The sequence below is a fragment of the Nocardia cyriacigeorgica genome, assembly GCF_005863245.1.
In the GTDB taxonomy this organism is placed as follows: Bacteria; Actinomycetota; Actinomycetes; order Mycobacteriales; family Mycobacteriaceae; genus Nocardia; species Nocardia cyriacigeorgica_C.
Map to the genome: position 1 here is coordinate 39,512 of NZ_VBUT01000015.1, position 23,856 is coordinate 63,367.

Genomic DNA, 23,856 nt, shown 5'->3' on the forward strand with positions numbered 1-23,856 from the left:
CCGGACACCCGCTACTCCGACCACTACGCCCACTCGCAGTCTGGGCCCCGACCGCACCGCTCTCGCTGCTCAAGCAATTATGTGATGGGTCGCCATCCACGCCATGGCCTCGGGCCGCATTTGCCTCGGAGGCAGCCGATTCGGTGGTCGGCCTGTTCGCGGTGGGTGGGGTTTTCGGTGGCGCCTTGGGCGGCCATGCAGGTCATGCGGAATTCGCGCAGGTCGCGAAGGAGTTCGTAGCCTGACCAGTCGGTGACATCGTGGCCGTAGGCATTGCAGAATGCGCGGTATTCGGTGTCGGTGATGAAGCCGAAGCTGTGGTGTTTGATGGCGGTGTGGACGGTGTCCCATTCGGGTGGGCCGAGGGAGGTGCGTTCGAGGTCGAGGAGGTAGACCTCGCCGTTGTCGGTGGCGACGACGTTGCCGCCCCAGGCGTCGCCGTGGACGACGCACCAGGGCAGCCCGGCCGGCACGTTGCGCCAGCGCTCGCGTAGTTCGGCGAGGTGGTCGCGCATCCATGCGCGGTCGTCGTCGGAGATGGTGATGGCGGTGGCGATGCGGTGGTCGAGGCGGACGAATGGGTCGATGGTGCCGAGGTTGATGTCCGGTGGTGGGAGGTTGTGGAGTCGGCGTAGTGCGGTCGCGATTTCGGCGGGGCGGCCGTGCCGGTGTGGGGGGAGTTCGCGCCAGAAGGTGACGGCGCGGTCATCGACGATGACGGGTTGGTCGATGCCGGGCCAGGTTTGCACGGCCGGTACGCCGGAAGCTTCGAGCCAGTCGGCGACGGCGACTTCCCGGCGGGCTGCCGCTTGCTGGCCGGGGCGCGTCACGCGGGCGACGATTCCTGCTTCGAGCCGGTAGAGCACGTTTTCGCTGCGGCTCAGTACGGTCGCGCGGTCGAGCGGCAGCCCGGCTTTGTCGCATGCGACGTGCAGCGTTTCCAGTGCAGCGTCGTGAGTGTCGGTAGTCATGGATGGAGCAGCTCGTCGATGCGGCAAGACAGTGGAGCGACCTCAGGCTGGTCGGTGCGCTGGGTGGCGGCGCGGCGCAGGGCATGCAGGTCGTCAGTGGCGCGGCGGGACCGCAAGAGGCCAGCGTCGGTGAGGGCGCGTTGTCCGATGAGGGCGGCCTCGGCGGGGTCGCCGACGGTCATCACCAGGGTCGCTAGTTTGGTGCCCGAGATCGCGCGGGATCGGACGTATTGGTCGGTGTGTCCGTCGACGGCGATGGCCAGTCGGGTGCGTGCCTCGTGGATGAATCGGCCGGCGGTGGCGAGGTCGAACAGTGCGTGTCCGGTATCGCCGGCGTGTTGTGCGTGGTCGTAATAGGCCATCCATGGCGGGTCGTTACGGGGGCTTGCTTGGTCGAATGCGTCGTCCGCGTTCCCGACGGCAGCCATGGTGTCCTGCACGCGACCCATTTTGGCGAGCGCGCGGGCGCGGGTGGTGTGAAGCATGGCGCGTTGGGTTGCGGTGAGGCGGTCGGCGCGGACGAGGGCCAGTTCCGCGGAGGTGAGTCCGGCGTCGGGGTTGCCGCACCAGATGGATTGGCGTGCCATCGAGGACAGGATCTTGGCGCGTAGTTGCCAGTCGTCGACTTCTTCGGCGCAGGACAGGGCGAGTTTGAACATGGTACGGGCGTCGGTGTGGGCGTAGGCGTCGAAGGCCATGAACGCGGCGGTGTGGCTGAGGACGCCGACGGCGGAGAACAACTCGCCGCGGTGGCGGTCGGCGCAGCGGGCTTCGAGGAGCCGGACGGCGTAGCGGAGCTGCGCGGCGACGGCGTCGCGGACTACTCCGCCTCCGTAGGCGTGGTCCCAGTAATGGAACATGCTCGCCGCCTCGCGTAGCTGCGCGATCTCGTGCGGGCCGACCATCGACGGCACCGGTGTCGGTTCCAGGGCGCCGATCAAGTCGGTCATCGCGGCGGGGGCGACCGCGATCGACGCTGCGGCGCGCAGGAAGTCTTGGCGGTTCACCTGGTCGAGGGTATCGGTGTCGTGTGGCGGGAGGGAGAACCACAGCAGGTCGGCGGGGACGCGCAGGGTTTGTGCCCAGCGGATGAGTTTGCTCAGCTGTTCGGGTGCTCGACCGGATTCGAGCTTGCTGAGCTGGCCTTGGGTGAGGCCGAGCCAGCCGGCGACTGTCTCTTGCCCGATCGGGCGTCCATGGTGTGGGTGAGTGCGGTAGGCGTAGATGACGCGGCCCATATGCCAGGTGGCCAGGGCCTCACGCATCCGTTCGGTTTCCCAGAACGCCCGCAGTAGGTCGGGTGGTTCCAGCACGCCGGATTCGCAGGGGCCGCAGACGGTGCCGGTGTTGTATCGGTTGAGTCGTGCGCCGCACCGCGTGCAGGCGCGGCCCGGTTGTGGATTCCGTGTCACCCCGCAGCTCCCGGATCGGTCGCGGGGACCATTCGCCCCCTCAGGCTCCATGATCGAGCGACGCTATCACGCTGCCGCACAACGCGTTATGCCTTCGACGCATACCTCGTCATGCGTCGCCGTGATGGTTTCATCGTCTTCCCCGCCGCACGCTTGCCGCAGTCGGTTTCGGCATTCGACGAGGAGGAGCGAGATGGGTCTGTCGTTGGTAGTTGCGTTGTTCGGGCCGCCAGCAGCCGGGAAGACGACGCTGACGACCTTGCTCGGTGGCGCACCGGGCCGGCGGGTCTTCCGGCTGCGTGAGCATGTTCCGCGCGAGGTGCTGGCCGCGACCGCCACCGACAGCCGACGCCTCGGCTGGATCGACGACTACACCGTATCGGCCGCGCTGCGCGCGTTATTCACCGCGACCGCTGAAGACCCGCATCTCCACACGGTGCTGTTGGACAACTTTCCCGGCGCCGCACGACAAGTCGATCAACTGCTCACCGAACAACGCGCCCTTTTTCCGGAGGCGCGCGTGGAGGCGGTGGAGGTGTCGACCGACGCCAAGACATTGCAGCAGCGGGCCAAGAACAGGAAGGTCTGCCACCGCTGTGAACCGGATCCGATCGGCGACCCGCGGCTGCCCGCCATCCCGCGCGCCGACGATCCTTGGGCGTGCGCGAGGTGCGGCGGCTTGCTGCATCCGCGGCGCGGGGACGCCCCGCGCCTGTTGAAGGCACGCATCCGCCGCTACCAGCACGCCGCCGAGGGCGTCCGCGCCGCGTTCGTGGACTCGGGCGTGCCCGTCACCCAGCTCGACACCACCACCAGCGTCAACGGCGCGGCGAACTTGCTTGCCCCGCTTCTCATCTCCCGGAGTGTTGCCCGATGACTTCCACCCCGTTGCCGATCCCGACACTGCGCACCGACGGCTATGGCCACGCGCGGATGCCGCGCAACATCGACATGCCCGAACCCGAACGCGTTGACCGCGTCCCCTATGGCCGGTTCCGCAACGTCTACCTCTACATCACCGAAGCCTGCCAACTGCGCTGCGAACACTGCTACATGGGCGAACGCCTCGACCGCGCGCTCAAACTGCCGCTGCCGGCGATCGTGGACACCTTGAGCACCTGGCGCAAGCTCGGTGGCAGCAAAGTCACCCTCCTCGGCGGGGAGCCGACCCTGCACCCGTACTTCTGCGACGCGATCCGCGCGGCCGGCAAGCTCGGCTACGAGCACGTCATCACCACCACCAACGCACAGGCCCCCGCAGTCAAGAAGTTCCGGCAGCTCGAGCCGTCGGACTTCGCCTACGTCCAGGTCAGCCTCGACGGTGGCAGCGCCGCCACCCATGACGCGGTCCGCGGCGCCGGGACCTTCGACACCGCCATGGCCACCACCGCCGAACTCACCGAACGCGGCTTCGACACCCGCATCATCTGCACCGTCAACAAAGCCAACGAAGCCGACGTCCTGCACCTGCTCGACATCAGCGACCAACTCGGCGTCAGCCTGCTCAAATTCCACGTCTTCTCCACCATCGGCACCGGCCACGGCAACCCCGACATGGCCATGACACCGCCGGAATGGATCGACTTCTGCGACACCCTCAACACCATCGCCCCGAGCTACCAGACCCGCGTCTGGTATCAGCCCACCTACGCCCGCCGCGACCAGATGGATCGATACGCCCGCGAGGGCTACCAAGGCTGCATCGGCCGCACCCTCGACCGCATCTCCATCTTCCCCGACGGCCGCGCCTATGTCTGCTCCTACCTGTTCGACACCGACCTGCACTTCGCCCACATGGTCGACGGCCAAGTCCAGCTCAACCACGGCGCCAACGAATTCGACCTGTTCACCAGCGCCCTCACCACCAGCAGCTGCGGCGGCTGCAAAGCCACCTCCTGCATGGGCGGCTGCCCCGCCGAAGAACTCGTCATGGGCGCATCGTCGTGCTCGGCCTACGACGACATCGTGCCCGTCTGCCGGCTGTGGAAATCCAGCGCCAAACCCGAGGAATGAGAAAGATGACCAACCCCACCACACGCACCCTCGACACCGTCGCACAGCGGCTCTCCGGGATCGACTGGCACGACATCGACCAGGTCGAAAACCACGCCGCCCAGTTCTTCGACGACCTGGCCGCCGAACCCGACCTCGTCCGCGACCGTCTCGACGAACTCCCCGACCGGCCCGAGCTGTGGAACCTGTGCGAGCACTACGACATCCTCGACAAGATCGTCCTGCACGACAACCCCGACACCGGCGTCCGCGTACGCCTGCACATCTTCCTGCCCGGCTACTTCGACCGACCCCACAACCACCGCTGGAGCTACGCCAGCCGCATCCTGCACGGCCACTACCGCCACTACCTGTTCGGCAACACCGACATCGACGAACACATCGACCCCGCGAAACTGCCCGTACTCCAAGCACGCACCGAACCAATCGGGGCGTCCTACGCACTGCACCACTCGATGGTCCACGCCGTCGTCGCCGAACCACACACCGTCTCACTGGTCGTCCGCGGACCCGCACTCAAGGACCGCTTCCTCGTCTCCGACCGCAAAACCGGCGAAGTCTGGTGGCAATACGGCGCCGCCCGCGAAACCTCCGAAGACGCACTCCGCAAACACATGACACGCGAACAACTGGCCGAGGTCATCGCAAGCCTCCGGAACTGGAACCTGTTCTGAACGCCCACGAACAGATCCGCCCCAGCAACGAAGCAGCAAGGCCGTGCGGCTCGGCATCGCGGCTCGCCTGCACGTGCTGCTGAAGGCTGCCGTTCGAGCTGCGCATCTTGGCGGACACAGGGCGCGGGGCTCATCGCGCGCGACGGCCGAACGGATATGCATCCGACGAATACCAGCACGTGGCCCAGTGGCCTACGCTCTGTCCTCGCGGCCCCGCTCATCACCCAAAACACCATTTGAAGGAGCGCTCCCCATTGGAAGCCACCACACGTCCTGCCCAAACGGCGAAACCTCAACGGCACAAAGTGACTGGAGACGTTCACCTGCTGCTGCGCCGTGGGGACGAGGTGTTGTTCGGACAGCGGCAGAACACCGGCTACGAGGACGGTGCATGGCACCTGCCTTCAGGGCACCTCGAGGCCGACGAATCCGTGATCGACGCCCTCATTCGGGAAGCCGACGAAGAAATCGGTGTCCGGATCAACCCCGCCGACGTCGAATTCACCCACGTCATGCACAACTCATCCTCCGGCGGGCGCATCGCCTTCTTCTTCATCGTCGAGACCTGGACAGGCGAACCCACCAACCGCGAACCCGACAAATGCACCGAACTGCGCTGGTTTCCCCTCCACGCGCTCCCCGACCACCTGATCGACTATTGCCGAACAGCACTCGGCCACATCAGAGACACCAAGACCTTCTCCGTGTACGGGTGGTAGCCAATCGGCGCACGTGGCTAGTCCCGGGGACTGTGGATCTAACGGCTCCTCTCTGGTCAAGCCCCAGCCAGCAGAGAGGTACCAACTTGTTGAATTGGGGCCGGAGTTCGTGGTCTGCAGCCATGATCTTCGAGGCTGCGGTCGGGGTCGCTCGGAAAACACCTGTCATCCACTGGGATTGACCTTCTAACGGCATGCGTCCCGGCCGTGGCCGCCGACAGGGAGTGGCTCGAGAGAGGTCTGCACCGCCCGAAGTTGGTTTGCCCTCCTCGTCGGAACCGTTTGTTTCGTAGGTCTTCCTGGAGGTGTCATGCCGAAAGCCACTCCAACCGGTCAGGTCGTGATCGCTGTCGACCCACACAAAGCATCGTGGACGGCAGTCGCTGTCGATCAACACTGCCGGCCACTCGGTTCATTGCGTGTCGAGGTCAACCGCGCCGGCTATCGGCAGCTGCGCCGATTCGCCCGAGCCTGGCCCCACGCGATCTGGGCGATCGAAGGAGCGCGTGGACTCGGGGCGCCCCTGGCGCAGAAGCTGGCCATCGACGGTATCGAAACCCTCGATGTTCCAGCCAAACTCGCCCACCGGGTCAGAATGCTCTCGACCGGCCACGGCCGCAAAATCGACGAAGCCGACGCCCTGTCGGTCGGTATCGCCGCACTCAACAGCACCGGACTGCAGTCCATGCGCACCGATTCGACCGCCCAGGTGCTGCGAACGCTCACCGAATACCGCGACGACCTGATCCTCACCCGCACCCAGACCGCCAACCGGCTGCACCGCCTGCTGGTCCAACTGGTGCCCGCGGGGCTGCCCAAACGGCTCACCGCCGAGGCCGCGGCCCAGCTGCTGCGTTCGGTGCGTCCGCGTGAGCACTACGGTCGGACTCTCCGCCAGGTTGCCGTCGATCTGGTCACCGAACTTCGCCGGCTCGATCGCCGTATCGACACCGCGACCGATTCACTCGACGCCGCCGTCACCGAATCACGCACCCAGCTCACCACCATCCATGGTGTTGGCACCGTGGTAGCGGCGAAAATTCTCGCCCACACCGGTAACATCCGCCGCTTCCGATCCGCTGCCGCGTTCGCCTCCTATGGTGGTGTCGCTCCGATCGAAGTGTCCTCCGGAGACGCCCGCCGCCACCGGCTCTCCCGCGCGGGCGACCGTCAGCTCAACGACGCCCTGCATGTCATCGCGATCACCCAGATCCGCCGCGACACCGTCGGCCGCGCCTATTACCAGCGCAAACGTGCCGCCGGGAAAGGCCACAAGGAAGCGTTGCGGTGCCTGAAACGCCAACTCTCCGACGTGGTCTACCGAATCATGCTCCGAGATGCCGGTACCTCTCTGCTGGCCGGGGCTTGACCAGAGAGGAGCCAACTAGCGAGATAGACCCTGAACCCAGGACTCGTTTGGGACTTCAACGAAGGTAGGAGCGACTGTCGTGTCGCTGCTCGGCGCGAACGAACGCGCGCGCGGTGAATGCTGCGTATAGGCGTAAGTGGGATCCGTGTGTCACGGGCAAACCGGTCAGGCTCGAGATTCGACGCATGCGGTAGTCGATGGTGTTGGGATGAACGCATAGCCGTCGGGCGGTCCGTTGGCGATCGAATCCCTGCTCAATGAGTCCTTCCACGGTGTGAATCAGTTCTGGGTGTGGTTCGAGCGGCTCTAATAGCGACACCAAGTGGTCGCGGCCGGGTCCGGGTCGGGTGATCTGGTACTCGACAGCCAGCTGGCTGAGCCGGTAGAGCTGCGGCTGTTTGCGGAGACGGATGGCGAGGTCGAGTAGCTGGTGGGCGGTGTCGGCGGCTTCTGCGATCGAGGCGGTCTCCGATTCGACAGCGACAGCAGTGGTCGGCAGACGCACGACCGCAGACAACAGTGCGGGCAGGTCACAGATTCGGCGTCCCAGGGCAGAGGAAGACGGAATCAGGATCGTGCCATAGCAAGGCCCCAGGAGCGCTGGGACGGGAAACCCGCATTCGGCTGCCAGGCGCCGGCGGATGTCGTTCAATCGGGTCTCGGGCACCGCCGCCCTACTGTCCTGGCCTACCGAGAATCCCGCAGCGACGACAGCAAATGTGCTCGTCGTGGGGATGTGGAAATGACGGGCGATCGACAGTCTGACAGGGCCGCCGGACAGCAGCGCGATCGCGAACTCGTTCAGTGCGCCAGCGGTGCCGTTTTCCGAGTACGGGGGTGCGTGGAGGTTTTCGTCGATCGTCGGCATCAGATCTCCTGGCGAGCGTGCCATCCGGTCCCGTGCGTGGCTTCGACGGGACCGGATGCGCTTCAGGGGTTCGGGGTCATCGGCCGGCGGCATCGGCGATGGCACGGAAGGCGTGGATCGCTTCGCCCATGTTGACCTCGGAGTTGAGGTCTTCGCTGGTCTTGACGATCACGATGCCGTCCTTGGGCGAGACATAGATGAACTGGCCCAGGATGCCGATCGCGGAGTAGTCGCCGCGGTCGCCGTCGCCGAGCCACCACTGATATCCGTAGCCGTAGTTGTTCTCCGAGCTTTCGGGCTTGTCGGGACGCAGGTTATGCGGTTGCAGGTGCGGGGCTGAGGCATGTGTCGAGTCCTGGACCCACTGCTGGGGCACGACCTGCTTCCCGCCGGCCCGGCCGTCACGCAGATACAGCAACCCGAATCGCGCGAAGTCGCGGACCGTCGCGTGATAGCAGCAGTAGCCGATGGCGTTGCCCGTGTAGTCCTTACCGATCAGCGCCGAGGTCTGCATGCCTGCCGGCTTCCAAATCCGGTCCTCCACGTAATCAGCCAGCGGCGTCCCGGTCGCCTTCGTCACGAGCCAGCCGAGGACGAAGGTGTTCATCGAGTCGTAGTTCCATTTGGTTCCCGCCGGCCGCTCGCGTTTGATCTCCTTGGCTTGGTCGGTCAGCGAGGTACCGGCGACCATGCGAATGGTGGTGGCGGTCGACCCCTTCGTCGGGTCGGTGTAGTCGGTTTCGTCGTAGGCGGTGCCCGACGACATCTGCAGCACGTCGCGGATGCTCACGCCGTGGTAGCCACTCTTCGACAGCTCCGGGATGTACTTGGTCACCGGATCATCGACCGAGGCGATCCGCCCCTCCGACACCGCGATCCCCACCGCGGCCGAGGTGATGGACTTTCCGACCGACCACGAGTTGAACCGGCTACTGGCCGAGTAACCGTTGAAGTAGCGCTCGTCGAGGATCTGGTTGTCCTTCATCACCAGGAAACCCCGGGTCGAGGAGCGCTCGAGGAAGCCGGTGACGGTCTGAGTCTTGCCGTTGTAGACGTAGGTCGCATCCAGAGCCGTGAGCCCGCGAGCCGTCAGCGGCTCCGGCCGGTTCGACGCCTGCGCGGTGTCGGTGAAGTAGAAGGGCACATGCGGCAACAGCGGTAACGGCAACGCGCCGTCCGCCTGCGCCGGGGCCGCCCACGACGCCGCCAATACTGCCGCCGAGACCGCGACGACCACACTTCGCTTGAACATTCGCACTCCGTTCCTGTGAGGTGACCGGAATGCAACCATTTGTCACCACTGGTGTCAACAGTGGTGATTAAATCGCTTGTATGCTGTTCCGATGCCGTCCAGCCCTGCGACCCCGACCCGGAAGCGCCGTCCACGGGGTGCGCTCACCCCGGATCGGATCATCGAGGCGGCGATGGGCGTCATCGAGAGCGACGGCTCCGAGGCCCTCACCTTCCGGCGGCTCGGCACCGAGCTCGGCGTCGACCACACCGCGGTGCTGCGCCACTTCCGCGGCAAGGACGAACTGATGCTCGCCTTGGCCGATCGGCTGATGGCCGAAGCACTCAGCGGCGTGGAGGTGACCGACGACTGGCGGTCCACCCTCAAAGACCTCGCTCAGCGGGTGCGGCTCGCCTGCCGCGCCCATCCGCAGGTGGCTGTGGCAGTCTCCGGCCGCACCGCGCGGCGAGCATCCGAATTCGACGGCGCCGAAATCGTCCTCGGGGCACTCCTCCAGGCCGGCCTCCAAGGCCGCGAAGCCGCATCGTGCTACCGAGCCCTGGTCGAGATCGCGCTGGCCTACTCGTCAATGGAAGCCACACTCATGGCGCTGCCTGAGGAAGCCATGGCCGGCGACCGGGAGGCGTGGAGCCGCGAATACCTCACCCTGCCCCCAGCCCGCTATCCCAGCATCGCCGCAGTAGCGCCCTACCTGGCCGAAGTCGACGAGGAAGACCACTTCGACGTAGCACTCGACCTGTTCCTGGACGCCATCGAACTGCGAGGCAGGCGTAGGTAGCAGTGAGCGCGCCGCGTTTGTGGCGCCGCATGGTTGTCGATTCCGCGTCACCGCATGACGCACTTGTATGCGCGGTTGTGAGTGAGGATCGCGTTCACCGCCCAGCGTCATCAGCTGCACGATGTCGTTCGGTCGTCGATGAGTTTCAGTATGCTGCTTGACCGCGACGACGATGTCAGGACGAGTACCAACGTGGTACCGGCCAATCAGGGCTCGCTGTGGAGTCGGCCCAGCGGCTGACTCGACGGGCTCGGCCAAACAGGTACTGCAACGCGGCTTCGGTTTCGAGCGACTGTGCGGTCTCGTCATCGAGTTCCGGGATCGGCACGCGGATTGGGACCGAGCATTCGGAGGCGATGTCGTCGCCGGGACGTTCGAATGATGTGCGCGTTGCTGCGGCTACGATCTCAAGATTCACGGCGGCTGTCTCCGCGACGTCGAGCACGAGCGGACCGCGATGTTGCATGTCCCAGCGCAGCATGACCAGCAGATGGGAGGGGTCCAGCGGGTACAGCACGACCGCACTCGAGCCCGCCAGTGAAACGGAACGTTCGAACGGCGGACCGGCCAGGAACAGCACCGGATCGTCGCAGGTGACCAACGGGCTGTTCGTCCGGTACACAGCCCATTTGCGGCGATGCAGCAACGGCCCGACCGGATATCGGACGTCCTCGATCATCAGGTGTATCGCCTCGTGCTTGGGATCGGTGAAACGTGGGCGCATTCGCTGCGCTACCTCGGTAGCGTTCGCACCCGGTGATGTGCGTTTCAGGTACTCCCGTTTCGCGGCGGCTGGCCCGTTGATGAGCGCGAGGTGCCGCTCACGTTGGCTGGGCGTGCGGGTGATCTGGAGCCCGAGGAACACCGACATATCCTGTCGGAGAGCATCGTCGGTGACGAGGCCGCTGTCCAGCTCAACCAACGCGTCGAGGTGCTGCGAGCACAAGCCTTCGATCCGCGACAGGTGCTTCTCGACCCACCTGAGCGGCAAGTCCATCGTGGCGCCGTACTCAGGCAGGGTGTAAATGTTCTTCGCCTTACCCACATCTCGGACTAGTTGTGGCGGATGGGCAGTGCGGGAGTCGACCTGGAAAGGCTGCACTTTCCCGTCGACGGCCCAGCGCTGCAGGTAAAACGCCGGCACGTAGTGCTGCTTCTTCGTGTCATCGTGCTCAGCCTGCTCACGGGACTCGCGCGTGAACCCCGCACCCAGCCAGCGGTGCTCGAACGGGCGGACCGAGCTGAGCGCAGCGAGAAAATTGAGATCCACGTTCGTCAGAGTAGAGCTGTGTGTCGCTCCTACGCGTAGTCGAGGCCGCCGACTCGCTCGCAATGAATAGCTTGACCTGGTGTGAGCGCCGACAGCCTGACCGCGCTGGCCCGCGCGCTGGGTGCTGCGGCCACCGACTAGCGCCGCACAGCCGGAAACTTTCGGCATCCGTTGAACCACCCTTTATGCCAAACTCCATGTTCAGTTCGCAAGCAGAGGCTGCGGTCAGTTGACGTGGGTGACTCGCCAGTCAAAGGGCAAGTCCAGGATCGTGCCGATGCTGTGTACAACCGAGAGGAGTGCGCTGATGGCGTCGATGCTGGCATCGTGCGCACCTTCCATCCTTCGATTTGGTAGGGGCACACGATCAATCGGGTACTGTCCGGAAGAGGCTGGGAAGCATAGCTTTTGGCGAGATGCTGGCCATCCGAGCACGCGATGAGTGGGTTGACAATCATGGCAGCGTCACAGCCAGATACATCGACGGGTGGATGTAATTGGGGTGAGCTTCTTGACGAACGAACGTGGTGCAGGTCGGGCCGGGCGCATCCGGACGGACGGTTCGGCAGCTGATGGGCAGTCGTTGCTGAGCGAGCAGGCGCGCGCCGCGTTGCGGTCGTGCCTGCCCCACCACCGCGAGGGTGGTGCTGTGGTCGTGTGCGGCTTTCCCGGGTCCGGCAAGACCACCGCCGCCCGGTACGCGGCCGAGTGCGCTGGTGCGGTCCGGCTGGACAAGGACACCTTCGCGCCGTTGCTCGAGGAAACCGTTACCGAACGATTGACCGGCGACCGCTACGACCGCGATTCGGCCACCTACCGGGCCGTCGTCGCGCCCGGCATCTACGACGGCCTGATCCGCACCGGGCTGACCGTGGCCGCCCGCTGTACTGTGGTGCTCGACGCGCCCTTCCTGTCGCCGATCCGCGCCGCTGCCGAACACCGCCGGCGCCTGGCCGAGCACTTCCGCCTCGCCTACGGACCCAGCGATGCGCCGATCACGACCATCTGGATCGACGCACCGGTCCAGGTCATCCGTGACCGGATCGTCGCGCGGGGTCTTGATCGGGATCGGCCCAAGCTCGCCGATTGGGACTCTTACCGGGCCGAGGTCCTCGACAGCGGTGTTCGCGAGACCGCCCATGCGGTTGTCGATCTCGTCATCGACAACTGACCCGACTCACACTCACGCTTGCGGCGGGTGACCGATCCCATCGAGGGGCATTTCGTCGCGTATGAACGCGCGGATCGCATCCCGGCGTTCGTCGGTGGCGGTGACCAGCGGTGCGCGGACATGGGCCGGGAACCCTGGGAGCCGGGCGGTGAGGGCGGCTTTGGCGAACGCGATATCAGAGATCGGCACCCCGCGCCGGTAGTTGGTGTAGTGGTCGAACTGCGCCTGCCGCCGCTCCGCGCGCTCCCGGTCACCTGCGGTGATCGCTGCCGCGATCGCTACCGGCAGCTCGGCGACTGGGCCGCCGGCGCCGGTGACCACACCGTCGATACCGAGGTCGACGATTTTCGCGCCGAGGCTGTCGTCACCGATGAGTACCTGCAGGCCGGGGCTGTGCTGTTGGTAGGCGCGGGTGACAGCGCGGTCCTTGCCCGAGTCCTTCACCCCGATGAGTTGTGGGTGTCGTACCGCCAGCCGCCCGACCATGAGCGGGTCGAGGGTGAGCTGGGTGTGGCGGGGGAAGTTGTAGAGCAGGGCCGGGATTCTGGTGGATGCCAGCACCTGATCGAAGAAGCGTTCCACCCCATCCACGTCGACGCCGGCGAAGAAGAACGGCGCGATCAGCGCGAGAGCGTCGGCGTGGTCGTTGGCGTGCTCGACCATGGCGACCGCGTCCGCGGCAGCGCTGGCACCGGCATGCGCGATCAGCTGCCACGGCCACTTCTCCCGGCAGAACTCGACGACAGTGCTGCGCTCGGCGACGGTCAGGCTGGCGAACTCCCCGGTCGTCCCGTTGACCAGAACGCTGCGAACCCCAGCGTCGGCGAGCAGGTCAAGGTATGCACCCAGCGCGCCGAAATCGATCCGAAGACGGGAGTCGAACGGGGTAACGACAGCCACCACTGGAGACACCATCATGACACCGTTGTAACCCGAGTCAGTAGTCGTATCAGAGTCGCAGGCCCCAGATGCGCCGTTTCGCGATCGAGGTGAGGGTGGCGTCGATAGCAAGGGGGGCAGCCTTGTCGAGGTGGTAGGGGACGAGGAATTGCAGCGCGATGCCGTCGGCGTGTTCGACCAGGAGCTCCGCGGCGTCGCCACCGGCGGGCATGGTGACGTCGATCGCGACGGCGATCGCGCGGGTTGTGGCGCGGTCACCGGGTTGGACGAGTGCGTCGAGGATGCGGGCCTTGCTGGTGGCGGATGCCGGGGCGAGGCGAACACTGCGCTGATCGTCGTGGCTGATGGCGAGGGCGAACGGACCGAATCCCCGCTGCTTGACAAGTTGTCCGCTGATGAGGTCTACGCATTCGTCGAAAAGGTTGTCGATGTCGGTCTGCGCTTGTGGTGAGGCGTCCTCTTGCCAGCGTCGCCTGGTCATCGGCCTCGGCTCCCTTCCGCGCTATCGTGTCGATGGCGACTGTACCGGCGGTGCGTGATGGAGCGTGGCCGGCCAGATTTCGAGGGGGTAGAAGCCAGTGAGTGACGAGGTGGGGTTCTCGCCCGAGCAGTTGCAGGCGGGCATAGATCGGCTCAATTCCCTGCATACGACGTTGGTGGACGCCGCGAGCGCCATCGACCGCGCACATACCGATTTGCAGTCGACCTGGACGGGCCCCGCGGCGACGTCGATGAACGATCTGTGGCGCCGCGAGTTCGACACGCTGACCCCGCTGTTCGGCCAGCTCGAGGATATGGCGGCCAAACTCGCCGCAGCCAAGACTGCGCTGCAGCAGCAGGACAACGACAACAGCGCCGCCGTGACCGAGACCGCCCCCGCGCCGACACCGGAGGCGTGAGGTGGCAGCGCATTCCTTCGACCTGGATCAATTGACGACGTTCTCTGCCTCGCTGGATGGGTTCATCCGCGCCGCTACGGGCGAGATCCAGAATGTCTCCGACACCGCGACCCAGATCACCGCCGGTTTCACCGGGGAGGTCGCCGACGCGTTCGCCCAGGCACATCGTCGCTGGCACGCCGACATCACGGCGGTGATCGACCAGCTCGCCGATTACCGGCTCAAGATCGACAACATTCGCGACAACTACGTTCAAGCGCGGCGCGCCAACGCCGAAACACTCGGTCTATCCGGGGCATAGCCGCCGATGGGCAATATCGATCCCGAAGCCTATTTCGCGGCGGCAGCACGGCTGGTCGAGGCCAGCAACACCATCGACCACGCGTTGCGCACCCTCGACGACGTGCTCGATGTCACCGGGTCGGCCGGTGTCCACGAAGCCGGGGTGCGATGGTCGACAAGCTATGACCAGTCCGCCTCCGATGTCTTCGAACTCGCCTCGTTCTGTTCGATGGCCGCCCGTGAACTCGGCTACCAGGTACATCAGTTCGGGCTCAATCACGCCGAAACCGAAAGCGCCAACGATCCGGCTGCGCCACCGTTCACCCCGCCGCCGCAGCCTCAGGGCACCACGATGACCCGGGCCATGCATCCCACGACGTACTCCGCCGGCGGCACCGGCGATCGACCTGCGCACTGGGACTACATCGAGGGACGCGTCAAGAAGAAGTGGCCCGACGCCGACTTCACCCGGATCGGCGCGGCCGGCGGCCACTTCCACACGTTCGGTGAACAAGCCAACACCGACTCCCACGCCATGTTCGACGAGGTGAAAAGCAAGCTGGCCGACCAGACCGAAGAAGAGATCGACACGATCCTGCAGGATCTGCAGTGGCTGGCTATCGCCTACCGAGACACCGGCGACCTGGCCAAAGCACTCAAAACCGCCTGCGATGAGGTCGCCTCCAAGACCGACCTGGAACGCCAGCAAGTCCAAGCCATCCTCAACAGCCTCGACGTCGCGATGAAAGCCCTACTCGTCGCCGAAGCCGGCACCGGCGCCAACCCTCCGCCGGCCAAACAGGTCAACCGCAAGATCATCGAATCCCAGCGCGAAGAACTGCTCGCCCAAGCGGTGCGCGACTTCGAGACCCTCATGGTCGAACTCGACGGATTCGTCAAAACCGCTATCGAGTCGAACACCGGCATCTACAACAACGCGACCGCATCATCGATGCTGCTACGGCCGATCCTGGGCCGCACACCCCGCAAAACCGACCCCATCCGCAACCGCGACGGCAGAGCCAACACCGACGCGGGCCAGCGCGGCGAAGAACGAGCCGGGGTTCCACCAGGGCCAAAGGAAGAGATCAACGTCAACGGCCGCGACCGCGAACCGGACTACATCGACCACGACAACGAACAAGTCACCGAGGTCAAAAACAAGAACACACTCGACCGCGACGACACCGAACAGATCACCGACTACCTCGACTACGCCAATAGCAAGGGATACTCGGTCATCCTGGTCACCGACCACCGCACCCAGCTCACCCCCGAGGTCCAGAAGCTGGTCGACGAAGGCAAGATCACCCTCATCCGCAAGGAGCTCGACGATGGCGACGGACACTGACCCACCGCCCGGCCGCGATCAGACCGCTCAACGGCTACGGGCGCTCGCAAACCAAGTCGACGCCCTCGCCGATGCCCTCGCAGAAGCTATCGATCAGGTTCGGCCGGTCGTCGAGTCGACCTCGGCCGCAGACGATTACCTGCGGTGGGCCGACGCTGCCCGCGGTTCCGTCGCCCGCCTGCACACCCTCCGGAAGCGGATCGACGCCACAGCAGCACTCACTCTCGCCGAGCAGGTCGCGACAACCGCTCCTCCCACTCCCGCTGCTGCCACGGACGCGACCAGCCGACCCAGCCACCACGCCGACCAGATCGGTGAGGTCGAATTGATCCACCCGCCTTATCCCGGCATGCCCGACCGACCGGACTGGCTCGACAACCCGCCCCCGCGCTTGCACGACCGCCAGAACGGATTCGACCTGCGCCTGGTCCGCGACCTTGCCGCCGTCGGAGTGCGCACCTACACACTCAGCCCGATCACCAAGCTCAAACCACTGCCCCAAGCAATCCCGGTCTTCCTCGATTGGCTCGAACACCTCGACACCAAACTCCCCGGACCCGAACATCGAGGACGGCGCGGCACACCCGAACACCACAAAGCCGTCATCCGCGCCGGACTCATCCGCAACCTCAACGACCGCTCTGCCAAAGGAAACCAGCGCGTCATCAACGTCCTCGCCGCCCAACTCCGCACCACACCACCGCTACCCGACGAAACCCGATTCTGGGCCGGCCGAGCCCTCACCACCGTATGCACGAAGGACGACTACGACCTCATCACCGCGCTCATCGCCGAACAACCACCCGGCGACACCGTGATCGCCGGCCTGCTGTCCTACCTCGGCAAAATGCGCACCGTCGAAGCCCGCACCATCATCCTCCAACACTTCGACCACCCCCTCACCCGCAACTACGCCATCAACGCCCTCGCCGACATGAAAGCCACCGGCGTCCGCCCACTCATCGAGCCACTCCTCAACGACCCTGACCGATTCACCCGCCAAACCGCAGCCCGCGCGCTTCGAAAACTGCCCACCGACTCATGACCCACCACACCACAGGCCCCCGCCACACCACGGCGACAGCAGCCCTCCTCGTCCTCACTGCACAACTCGCCGGCTGCTCCGGCCCGGATCACCAACCAGAACCGCAATCAGCATCGACCACCGAACCGGGTATCTGGAACCCCTGCACCATCCCCGACGAAACCCTCACCCACGCAGGACTCGACCCCACAACGGAAATCCCAGCCACACCACAACGGCCCGACATCCTGCTCTGCAACTGGCGCAGCGACCCCGCCGTCTGGCACCACATCGTCGAAATCACCTCCACCACCATCCCCCTCGACACCTACAAACGCCTCCCGACAACCGGCGCATACACCGACATCACCATCGGCGGCCGCACCGGAATCCAATACCGCCCAGGCGACACCACCACCCAACGCAGATGCGACGCCACCTTCGCCACCACCTGGGGCACGATCACCATCTCGACCACCACCACCGGAACCCCTGATGATCCCTGCCAGCGAAACACCGTGACCGCCACAACACTGTCGTCAGGAATCCCCCGATAACTCTCAAGATACGACCCAGTCACGGCCCCCTGGCCCGCGTGGCGCCTTAACCGGTAGGCCTGCGCCAAGGAACGTGAAACTCGATGTGGTTCGGATACTTTCGCCGTGCACAGGTCCGCCTTCGGAGGCACTCGCCCAGACGGAGCGGCTAGGAGAACCCCGCAGTATCGGAATACGTTCTCGGACAGAAGCCCACGCCATGCCCGGTGAGCATATCCAGTGGACTGGTGGGATCGTTGTCGCCACCGTCGCCCAAGGTCAGCTCGCGCACCGACGATAGCGTGTCGGACGATAGCAGCGGCGACACGGTTGACGGTGCGGCGAAACCGGATTGCACCAGCTTTGCCTGGTCTCGAATTAGAATCTCGCCATGGCCCCGGTCCCCTATCCCCCGCCCCACAAGCTGCCCGTCGTCATGTGCCAGGTCCCGGGCTGCCCGTACCGTCGACGCAACCAGCGGGGAGGGTATCAGCATGTCTGCCAACAACATGAGCGCATGTGGGACAAGTACGGACACTTCGACCGACCGCTCAACAAGTCGTCTGTCGAATTGAAATACACGCTGAACGGCTACCCGGCTGCTGACTGAGGGCGAGGTCGTGCGGGGTTCTAGCCGGTTGAGCTCAGTACGTCGTGGTTTTATCGCTGATCCGTGTCACTTTCGTGGACGGTAGAGGCGGGCGGAGGTGAGAGCTTACCTAAACGGTGGCATCCTGATGCCCATCCAGATGTCGTTGCGCCGCAATGGTTGCGTACTTGTTCAAATGATGCGGACCAGTCGACTTGCCAGATTCCGCATAATCTACGGGGAGAGTACATACGATAGCCCGTGTCTCGCCACTCGTACCACCCCAGTGACGCCGACCTCCGCCCCACGTTTGACGCCGCCCTCACCCGCGCGTGCGCCGGCCAGGGTATCCGCACATGCACCGGCTTGAATGCCGCGACCGATCATGCCCTCGCAGCAGTGAGCGCGGCGGCACCCGACCCCCCTGAGGCACTCGTCGCCGCGGCGCGAGCGGCATTCGCGCAGCAGCTCGCCGGCACGGGCAGCGACGATGAGCTACCCCGCTTCATGCGGCAGAACGACCGAGGGTAATCGTTGCTGTCAGCCAGCTGGCTGTTCGTGAACCCGTACCGGTGTGACCGGCCAGGCAACTTGGTGGATTCCAGTAGACGGCAGTGGCCGCTGACTAGCGCGTAGTTCCTTATGTCACAGGGACCCAGATGACAAAGGTGGACACGTTTGACTGGTGGTGGCCATCTGCCGTCAGGCCGCCGTCCCTCCCGGCAGCGGCTGATGTGGTTCGATCGACAGATACTCCAGGACGTCCGGCGATGGAAACCTTGGACAAGTCACGCGTTTCGGCACCTGTGCATTCGACCTGAGTTGCGCGAACACACGGCACAGGTACCAACCCTGATCGAGTTGACAGTTTCGGGATGGATTTCGCGCTGACCACTTGACAGCACGTCTGTTGGCAGGAGTTGTAGGAGTGAGTAATTATCGGTTGGCAGTAGCCGTGTGCTTCGCATCGGCCGTGACGGCGATAGCATCCGGCTGCGCTGGGGACCGGGCCGCGGGCGGCTCGGTCGCGGAGTGGGTCAATGATCCGGCCACAGGCATAGTGGATGAGTCAGCCCCGTTGTGCGAGAGCGGGTTCCGGATCCTGGATCGCGATGCCTACTCAGCTAAAAGCGCTGGCGGTTCGTATGGGCCGGCCAGTGATCGTGTCGCCTACGTGTACGAATTGGCGTTCTATCATCCGGCATTCTGCAACGAGACCAGCGATGACGAATTGACGAATGCTGCCAGGAGGTTGGTGGACACGGTTCCTGAGATCTGTTCAGGTATCCCGGAGGACAAGTCGACACGTTCGGAGCCGTTCGCCGAGGCAGAGATATTCGCGCAGTGGCCGACCGAGCTCACCGACAGAGCCATCCGCGAGTTCATCGCGCAAACTGGCGGCGGCCCGGTTGGGTCCGGTGACGCCGAAGGTGGGGTCATTCAGTCAGCTGCGTCTCGTCGCAGCACCGCCGAGTACGCCGTTCAAGCGGCGGCTTTGCAATTCTGCCCCGGCTACTAACCGCAAGCGGCGCGGCGAGGCCGGAGGCATCCGGCTCAGTCATCACCCCCTTTGGAGTAAACGTGTCGATCCATACCATCGTCCGGGCTGTTATGGCGGTGAGCGCTCTATCGCTCTTCATGATTGGATGCGCTTCTACCGACGATCCCATGCCGACCGGCGGTGATCACCCCGCTGTTCCGATACCGACCCCAGAACTGCGCGAGGGGAACTGCGCAGGCGGGTACCGATGGATGACCGACAGCGAGTTCGGGCAGTACTCCATCGGAGGCAGGGTGAACGGGCGCGACTGGAAGAGCGAGTGGAACCAGTTACCCGAGGAGATTCGCACAGGGAACTCGTTCCTCACCGAAGTGACCAGCGAAGTCCCTATATGCAGCGATAAGACCGCCGATGACATCATTTCCGCGGCGCGAGCAATGTGCGCCGAAGCCGATGCCGACCAGCTCCTCGCCGACGCGGTGTATCAGGTCGAGATGAAGCAGAAGGCCATCGACCGTGCGGGACTGGGCCTTCCGATTTGGGTTACCGGTGGCCCGCGCGGCTCTCAGCATCTGGGGCTCGACAAGGTGGTGGAACATTTCATGAGCCGAATCGGCGGCTACGGATCCGAATCCATTTTCCCCGGTGGATGCCCACAGCTCGAGCCATGGCGCTGACCGCCGGGGCACAGACCCCATCTGCTCCTGATCTCGACGCGCGACATGGTTCTGAGTCCGTGTGATCGCGGGGACGGCGCGCGTGACCGGTTTGCTCGGAGGGCCTCGGCGACCTCGCCGACTCAGCACCGGGTCGAGACGTGAGAGGTCCCAGATGGGATATCCCCGTGGCAGGCGCGGCAGTTACGGAACCACCGATGAAGCCGGTTACGCAGCAGTCAGCGCCGACAATTTCCTACCCGCGGTCGCCCTTCGGCGGCCACCATCTGGCTACGCATGGCAACCGACCAACGATCGCTGCGTGGAAAGGTCGGATGACCTTGCTGTAGAAGTGGTCCCGAATGAATGACACCGGGGTTCGATCGGTCAAACGCCAGAACGAACCGATTGGCAAGCATAGGCTCGACGTCCAGCGCGAGACTGCGGAGAGGCGCACATGAAGAAGCTATCGATCTGGATCCTCCTCCGCCGATTCGCTCTTGTCGGTGCGGCTGCGCTCACGATCAGCGCGTGCTCGCACGGGGACCCCGCCGCGTCTGACCCGTTCGAACTCGGCGCCAGTATCGCGGTCGGTAGCTACGGCAACTGCGCCGTGAAGGCAGGAGCTCTTTACTGCTGGGGGAGCAACACTGACAACGTCCTGGGGATACCGGGGTCACCGTTGGACGATGTCAACGAGCCGACAAGGGTTTCCGGAGCCGGCATTGCGGTCGTCGACGTCGAGATGGGCTACGCGAACATGTGTGTGCTTACCAAAGCGAAGGGCCTGCAGTGTTGGGGGTCAAACACTGTCGGCCAACTCGGCAATGGAACGTATGAACCGGTCGGCGCCTCCCAGCGGGAGGACGCGAGCGAGCCCGCGAGTCCTGCGAGCCTTGCCGCTCGCGTCCAACAGTTTTCGATCGGCGGCGCCACGGTGTGCGCGATCACCGCCGACTCGCGCGCATACTGTTGGGGAGCAGGAGAAAACGGCGAACTAGGTAACGGCGGTTTCACATCCAGCCTTACCCCCGTCGAGGTCACCGGAGTCGAGAGCGCAGAACAGATCGCCGTTGGCGTCCGGACCGCTTGCTCGATTAATTCGGACGCTGAAGTCTATTGTTGGGGAAAAGATCTGACTACGGAAGCCAACGGTGCGGTGAACCCAGTCCCTATACATGTTTCGGCCCTCGACGGGTCCAGATACATATCACTTGATAGCTCGTCGGACACTGGGTGCGCAATAAACAAGTCCCGGAAGGCAATCTGCTGGGGGAACAACTACGAACAAGTCATCACCGAGGAACGTGGGACAACGCACGCTGCGTACACCGAGGTAGCATCGAGTCATCGGTTTCGCATGGTCGACGTCGATTCAACTCACATCTGTGGTGTCGACGAGTCGAATGAGCTCTACTGCTGGGGCGCCAACGATTCCGGCGAGACGAGCCCAGGTGGACCCTCCTACGTTTCACCACTATCACCAGCGAAGGTTGAGCTCGGCCAAGAAGTTGTCGATGTTTCTGTCGGATCCCAAATAACGTGCGCAACCCTGGTCGACCAGACATTTATGTGCTGGGGGAAGAACAATTCAAGCTCCATATCACCCCATTACCCATCGGGTGCGATACTACCACCAACGGTCCAGGTTATTTCGTAGCCGCTTCTGACACTAGATCGGAACACCTTTGCCTATCATTCTTCCCGACGGCTCGACTCATGAGACAAGTCCCGACAATCCAGCGCCGCAATCGGCATCGCGGGAGTTCATACTTGCAGCGACTGCGGTCGCCTTCGTGGCGTTCGTCGTCGGGATGCTTATCTACCTAGCCTTCGACGCGGACTCAGGCCCCCTGGTGACAGCGATTATCGCGGCCGGCCTAGCGTCGCCACTGATTGCCAAACTGATGAATCAATCCAACCTCGCGAGTGGCATAGCTGCCGCAGCGACCGTTGTCTCACTACTGTTGGGCGCCGGGATCGGCAACCAAATTAGCAAGCACCGCGAACAGAGCACTGTTGATTCAGAATTCCATCGCAAGGTGACGCTGACAATTCAGCACTTGTTCGGATATAACAACTTCGCCCGCGAGGCCTCGATCGTCGTCCCATCCTCTGACGAGGCGGTTCGTGACCGAGTCCTAGCGAACCCGTTCTCCGGAATAGATACAGAGAACACGGCAGCCAATGCCCCGCATATTTGGCAGATGGGCGGCGTTGCCGTCCGGATCGAAATCTTCAACGGCAGTCGAGATCCAGTAAGGCTGTCGGACTTGAGGGTGGACGTTAGCCAGGCGGACCGGGTTGCCGGAACAACCTTCGTGGGGTCGGAAACTGGTGGAGCGACCGAGCCACCGCAGACAATATACTTCGACCTGTCCAAGGACACGATCGCCCGCACCGAAGAAGGCAAGGAGTACTTTGCCGACAACAACGTCACCATCGACTCCGGCGAGAACGAAGTTCTCGTGGTGAAACTACTTGCGGGCCATGGATTCCAGAATGTCAGACTGGTGGCGACCCTCCTTGGAGGGAAGCAGACGAGGACGATCCCGGCTCCTAGTGGCAGCGACCGGATCCGGCTTGTGAGCAACTGCGCGAATGATTTGCCCGGGGGGTATGTCAGGGTACTCGGGGACAGCGGCCAGTTCGAGTTCTCACCGATCGCTCCTGGTAGTGCGCCGAGACTGACTGGCTGCGCAGGCAATTGACAGCTATCGCGGCGCCGATCCAGCTGCCGTGCACACGCCCTCGCCCGAGAATCGCTTCATATGAGATTCGCTCGATCCAGCTGCCTGATCCAGCGCCGCGCATTCTGCGCCCGCGGCCACCGCCCTGTGCGTCCGGATCGCTTCCGCCACCCCTCGCGGGCGGCAGCGATCGGGTACCTGAGACCCTTCCTCGCGGTTCACAGATTGACCGGACGCGAGGACCGTATCGCCACGAAGTGCGAAATCTCGATCAGGTGTTCGGGCAGTTGACGGTGTATTCCCAGTCGGTGCCGCCGGGGCCGGTGACGCGGACCAGGACCGATGTCGCGGTTCCTGGGGGAACCGCGACGACGACTGATCCGGTTCCCTGGTTGATGTCGTCGCCGATGTAGCCGGTGTTGTGGACGAGGCCGCCCTGGTAGAACACTTCGATCTGGTCGGGGATGCGGTAGGTCTCGTACGCCAGGACGAAGGAGGTGGGTCCGCTCGTGCCGAGGTGGTGGAGGGTGTCGGTGACGCCTTCGCCGCCGGATTGGGTCGACTGGTTGCAGGGTTTGCTTCGCGGGATCGAGGACCCGCTGCCGCCGCTACCGGTCCCGCTTCCGCTGCTGCTGCCACTGTCACTGCTTCCGGAACTCCCCGTGCCCGGCGCCGCGGACACACCGGCGGCCCCTGCCAGCGTGATCGCCGCCGCGATGGTGATGGTTGTGGCCGCAGCACGGATCGCGCGATGTCCAATTATGGTTGTCACCAACATGTTTGCCTCGCAGCTCATCGATAGGATTCGTCGGATACGAGCCTGGCAGCATCCTCATGGCGCGGGTATCCGTCGTTCATCCGACAACGGCCGGCCGAGCCCGGGCAGGTAGTCGTAGGACTGGTCTCGGCATCACTGCGGCAAAGCCCGTCG

24 protein-coding genes are annotated in these 23,856 nt (G+C 64.4%); 16 read left to right on the top strand and 8 right to left on the bottom strand.

Annotated features, from left to right (window positions below; genetic code table 11):
• Positions 1–77 precede the first annotated feature (77 nt).
• Together FEK34_RS28665 and FEK34_RS28670 are read right to left on the bottom strand one after the other, a co-directional pair.
• Positions 78–971 (bottom strand): phosphotransferase family protein, encoded by an 894-nt coding sequence (locus tag FEK34_RS28665; RefSeq protein ID WP_138452975.1) that lies wholly within the window; start codon positions 969–971, stop codon positions 78–80.
• A complete protein-coding gene (locus tag FEK34_RS28670) occupies positions 968–2,284 on the bottom strand; it encodes a helix-turn-helix domain-containing protein (RefSeq protein ID WP_249359705.1) in 1,317 nt (438 codons plus the stop codon). The genes FEK34_RS28665 and FEK34_RS28670 overlap by 4 nt, the downstream gene beginning before the upstream one ends.
• A 292-nt stretch (positions 2,285–2,576) precedes the next feature.
• On the opposite strand from FEK34_RS28670, the gene FEK34_RS28675 reads away from it, so the two are divergent.
• The 5 genes from FEK34_RS28675 (at position 2,577) to FEK34_RS28695 (ending at position 7,158) form a co-directional block, all read left to right on the top strand.
• Entirely contained in the window at positions 2,577–3,260 is a 684-nt protein-coding gene (locus FEK34_RS28675; RefSeq protein WP_138452977.1) for an ATP-binding protein, read from the top strand.
• On the top strand, positions 3,257–4,396 hold the full coding sequence (locus FEK34_RS28680) for a radical SAM protein (RefSeq protein WP_138452979.1): 1,140 nt from the start codon (positions 3,257–3,259) through the stop codon (positions 4,394–4,396). Before FEK34_RS28675 ends, FEK34_RS28680 begins: the two co-directional genes overlap by 4 nt.
• A 5-nt stretch (positions 4,397–4,401) precedes the next feature.
• Positions 4,402–5,070, top strand: a complete 669-nt coding sequence (locus FEK34_RS28685; RefSeq protein WP_138452981.1) for a hypothetical protein — start codon at positions 4,402–4,404, stop codon at positions 5,068–5,070.
• Positions 5,071–5,375: 305 nt separating this feature from the next.
• Positions 5,376–5,789 carry an NUDIX hydrolase gene (locus FEK34_RS28690; RefSeq protein ID WP_249358005.1) on the top strand — a complete coding sequence of 138 codons (414 nt, stop codon included), beginning with the start codon at positions 5,376–5,378 and terminating at the stop codon, positions 5,787–5,789.
• A 310-nt stretch (positions 5,790–6,099) separates the two neighbouring features.
• Entirely contained in the window at positions 6,100–7,158 is a 1,059-nt protein-coding gene (locus FEK34_RS28695; RefSeq protein ID WP_138452984.1) for an IS110 family transposase, read from the top strand.
• Between the two features lie 55 nt (positions 7,159–7,213).
• On the opposite strand, the gene FEK34_RS28700 is transcribed toward FEK34_RS28695, so the two are convergent.
• On the bottom strand, positions 7,214–8,026 hold the full coding sequence (locus tag FEK34_RS28700) for a PucR family transcriptional regulator (RefSeq protein ID WP_171048462.1): 813 nt from the start codon (positions 8,024–8,026) through the stop codon (positions 7,214–7,216).
• Between the two features lie 76 nt (positions 8,027–8,102).
• Entirely contained in the window at positions 8,103–9,278 is a 1,176-nt protein-coding gene (locus tag FEK34_RS28705; protein WP_138452988.1) for a serine hydrolase domain-containing protein, read from the bottom strand.
• A gap of 91 nt (positions 9,279–9,369) precedes the next feature.
• On the opposite strand from FEK34_RS28705, the gene FEK34_RS28710 reads away from it, so the two are divergent.
• Complete coding sequence (locus FEK34_RS28710) at positions 9,370–10,056, top strand: TetR/AcrR family transcriptional regulator (protein WP_138452990.1); 687 nt, start codon at positions 9,370–9,372, stop codon at positions 10,054–10,056.
• Between the two features lie 175 nt (positions 10,057–10,231).
• Here FEK34_RS28710 and FEK34_RS28715 read toward each other — a convergent pair whose 3' ends face one another.
• Complete coding sequence (locus tag FEK34_RS28715) at positions 10,232–11,326, bottom strand: DUF4238 domain-containing protein (RefSeq protein WP_171048463.1); 1,095 nt, start codon at positions 11,324–11,326, stop codon at positions 10,232–10,234.
• 511 nt (positions 11,327–11,837) lie between these two features.
• On the opposite strand from FEK34_RS28715, the gene FEK34_RS28720 reads away from it, so the two are divergent.
• On the top strand, positions 11,838–12,497 hold the full coding sequence (locus FEK34_RS28720; RefSeq protein WP_171048464.1) for an AAA family ATPase: 660 nt from the start codon (positions 11,838–11,840) through the stop codon (positions 12,495–12,497).
• Between the two features lie 12 nt (positions 12,498–12,509).
• On the opposite strand, the gene FEK34_RS28725 is transcribed toward FEK34_RS28720, so the two are convergent.
• Together FEK34_RS28725 and FEK34_RS28730 are read right to left on the bottom strand one after the other, a co-directional pair.
• Positions 12,510–13,415: a dihydrodipicolinate synthase family protein gene (locus FEK34_RS28725; RefSeq protein ID WP_138452996.1), complete on the bottom strand. Its 906-nt coding sequence runs from the start codon at positions 13,413–13,415 to the stop codon at positions 12,510–12,512.
• Positions 13,416–13,446: 31 nt separating this feature from the next.
• The gene (locus FEK34_RS28730; RefSeq protein WP_138452998.1) at positions 13,447–13,878 is read right to left on the bottom strand and encodes a hypothetical protein; all 432 of its coding nucleotides are present in this window, start codon (positions 13,876–13,878) and stop codon (positions 13,447–13,449) included.
• A gap of 97 nt (positions 13,879–13,975) precedes the next feature.
• Between FEK34_RS28730 and FEK34_RS28735 the strand changes: the two genes are divergently transcribed.
• The 9 genes from FEK34_RS28735 to FEK34_RS28780 all read left to right on the top strand — a co-directional run bounded on the left by FEK34_RS28735 (position 13,976) and on the right by FEK34_RS28780 (position 22,946).
• Entirely contained in the window at positions 13,976–14,296 is a 321-nt protein-coding gene (locus FEK34_RS28735) for a WXG100 family type VII secretion target (RefSeq protein ID WP_138452999.1), read from the top strand.
• A gap of 1 nt (position 14,297) precedes the next feature.
• On the top strand, positions 14,298–14,597 hold the full coding sequence (locus FEK34_RS28740; RefSeq protein ID WP_138453001.1) for a WXG100 family type VII secretion target: 300 nt from the start codon (positions 14,298–14,300) through the stop codon (positions 14,595–14,597).
• A gap of 6 nt (positions 14,598–14,603) precedes the next feature.
• Positions 14,604–15,929, top strand: a complete 1,326-nt coding sequence (locus tag FEK34_RS28745) for a putative toxin (RefSeq protein WP_138453003.1) — start codon at positions 14,604–14,606, stop codon at positions 15,927–15,929.
• Positions 15,913–16,974, top strand: a complete 1,062-nt coding sequence (locus tag FEK34_RS28750) for a HEAT repeat domain-containing protein (RefSeq protein ID WP_138453005.1) — start codon at positions 15,913–15,915, stop codon at positions 16,972–16,974. Before FEK34_RS28745 ends, FEK34_RS28750 begins: the two co-directional genes overlap by 17 nt.
• Complete coding sequence (locus FEK34_RS28755) at positions 16,971–17,510, top strand: DUF3558 family protein (RefSeq protein ID WP_138453007.1); 540 nt, start codon at positions 16,971–16,973, stop codon at positions 17,508–17,510. Before FEK34_RS28750 ends, FEK34_RS28755 begins: the two co-directional genes overlap by 4 nt.
• 1,496 nt (positions 17,511–19,006) lie before the next feature.
• The gene (locus tag FEK34_RS28765) at positions 19,007–19,597 is read left to right on the top strand and encodes a hypothetical protein (protein WP_138453011.1); all 591 of its coding nucleotides are present in this window, start codon (positions 19,007–19,009) and stop codon (positions 19,595–19,597) included.
• Between the two features lie 62 nt (positions 19,598–19,659).
• Complete coding sequence (locus tag FEK34_RS28770) at positions 19,660–20,256, top strand: hypothetical protein (RefSeq protein WP_138453012.1); 597 nt, start codon at positions 19,660–19,662, stop codon at positions 20,254–20,256.
• A gap of 436 nt (positions 20,257–20,692) precedes the next feature.
• Positions 20,693–21,895: an RCC1 domain-containing protein gene (locus tag FEK34_RS28775; RefSeq protein WP_138453014.1), complete on the top strand. Its 1,203-nt coding sequence runs from the start codon at positions 20,693–20,695 to the stop codon at positions 21,893–21,895.
• A 136-nt stretch (positions 21,896–22,031) separates the two neighbouring features.
• The gene (locus tag FEK34_RS28780) at positions 22,032–22,946 is read left to right on the top strand and encodes a hypothetical protein (protein ID WP_138453016.1); all 915 of its coding nucleotides are present in this window, start codon (positions 22,032–22,034) and stop codon (positions 22,944–22,946) included.
• A gap of 250 nt (positions 22,947–23,196) precedes the next feature.
• On the opposite strand, the gene FEK34_RS28785 is transcribed toward FEK34_RS28780, so the two are convergent.
• Entirely contained in the window at positions 23,197–23,703 is a 507-nt protein-coding gene (locus FEK34_RS28785) for a hypothetical protein (RefSeq protein ID WP_228802670.1), read from the bottom strand.
• Between the last annotated feature and the right edge of the window lie 153 nt (positions 23,704–23,856).

Coding starts and splice junctions, on each gene's coding strand:
- FEK34_RS28665 (WP_138452975.1), bottom strand. CDS start 971: ATGACTACCGACACTCACGACGCTGCACTGGAAACGCTGCACGTCGCA.
- FEK34_RS28675 (WP_138452977.1), top strand. CDS start 2,577: ATGGGTCTGTCGTTGGTAGTTGCGTTGTTCGGGCCGCCAGCAGCCGGG.
- FEK34_RS28680 (WP_138452979.1), top strand. CDS start 3,257: ATGACTTCCACCCCGTTGCCGATCCCGACACTGCGCACCGACGGCTAT.
- FEK34_RS28685 (WP_138452981.1), top strand. CDS start 4,402: ATGACCAACCCCACCACACGCACCCTCGACACCGTCGCACAGCGGCTC.
- FEK34_RS28695 (WP_138452984.1), top strand. CDS start 6,100: ATGCCGAAAGCCACTCCAACCGGTCAGGTCGTGATCGCTGTCGACCCA.
- FEK34_RS28700 (WP_171048462.1), bottom strand. CDS start 8,026: ATGCCGACGATCGACGAAAACCTCCACGCACCCCCGTACTCGGAAAAC.
- FEK34_RS28705 (WP_138452988.1), bottom strand. CDS start 9,278: ATGTTCAAGCGAAGTGTGGTCGTCGCGGTCTCGGCGGCAGTATTGGCG.
- FEK34_RS28710 (WP_138452990.1), top strand. CDS start 9,370: ATGCCGTCCAGCCCTGCGACCCCGACCCGGAAGCGCCGTCCACGGGGT.
- FEK34_RS28725 (WP_138452996.1), bottom strand. CDS start 13,415: ATGATGGTGTCTCCAGTGGTGGCTGTCGTTACCCCGTTCGACTCCCGT.
- FEK34_RS28730 (WP_138452998.1), bottom strand. CDS start 13,878: ATGACCAGGCGACGCTGGCAAGAGGACGCCTCACCACAAGCGCAGACC.
- FEK34_RS28745 (WP_138453003.1), top strand. CDS start 14,604: ATGGGCAATATCGATCCCGAAGCCTATTTCGCGGCGGCAGCACGGCTG.
- FEK34_RS28750 (WP_138453005.1), top strand. CDS start 15,913: ATGGCGACGGACACTGACCCACCGCCCGGCCGCGATCAGACCGCTCAA.
- FEK34_RS28755 (WP_138453007.1), top strand. CDS start 16,971: ATGACCCACCACACCACAGGCCCCCGCCACACCACGGCGACAGCAGCC.
- FEK34_RS28775 (WP_138453014.1), top strand. CDS start 20,693: ATGAAGAAGCTATCGATCTGGATCCTCCTCCGCCGATTCGCTCTTGTC.
- FEK34_RS28785 (WP_228802670.1), bottom strand. CDS start 23,703: ATGTTGGTGACAACCATAATTGGACATCGCGCGATCCGTGCTGCGGCC.